Annotated in this window: 1 pseudogene; it reads right to left on the reverse strand. The window is 57.9% G+C overall.

The annotated features are described in order from the left end of the window. Positions 1–162: 162 nt before the first annotated feature. Positions 163–384, reverse strand: a pseudogene (locus RCCGE510_RS32700) (hypothetical protein); the annotation flags it as partial. Positions 385–736 lie beyond the last annotated feature (352 nt).

A 736-nucleotide genomic window follows, 5' to 3' on the forward strand; every position in this document is an offset into this window, starting at 1 on the left:
GGTTCCAACCAATCCATCCGCCGGCCTTTCTGATTTCGCCGCCTCAGGCAACGGAACCATATGCGGTGTAGCTGCTGACAGAACCCGTTGCGCGCTTGATAGTTATGCGACCTATGGCGCGGCGATCAGGATGAGACGCGCGCGACAATCTGGATGAGATTCTTATGTCGCGGTCGGGATGAAGTTATCATGTTGATTGTCGCTGGCAAGAGCTTCATCGTGGTCTGATTGCCGCTCCGCGACAAACTGTGCGGTGCCTTTGATTGTCGCGAATGAGGCTGGCCTGCCGCGCTGGCGTTTGGCCTCCATGGCGGAACGTCGTCGATAGCTTTCGACGTTCATTTCGAAGATCGTTGCGTGATGAACAAGTCGGTCCACCGCGGCACCCGCCCGCAGGCATAGTTTGATAGTTGCAGGATACGGGGCCGGCATCGAGTACCCAACTCACACGTTGGCTCATGATCGCTGTATGAAATGCATCCGGCGCCATGGGCGGGTTTCGTCCTGGCCTGAAGCCATAGTAGAATCCGCAAAGGGTAGGCCGTCATAGACGGCACTAAGCACTTCAGCGACCGCCCCAGCCTCCTTCGCCCCCGAGGCTCTTCCCGCATCCGTATCTGTCTACACTTCAGATGCGACAGCCGTCGCCTCTTGGGATGCTGGCCAAACGTCAACGTTTTGAAGGAAGACTGGCGACGTGCACATTCGATGTCGCCCCCGGCACTGGGGATCGTCT

Origin of the sequence: Rhizobium sp. CCGE 510, assembly GCF_000292525.1 — a bacterium.
Taxonomy (GTDB): Bacteria; Pseudomonadota; Alphaproteobacteria; order Rhizobiales; family Rhizobiaceae; genus Rhizobium.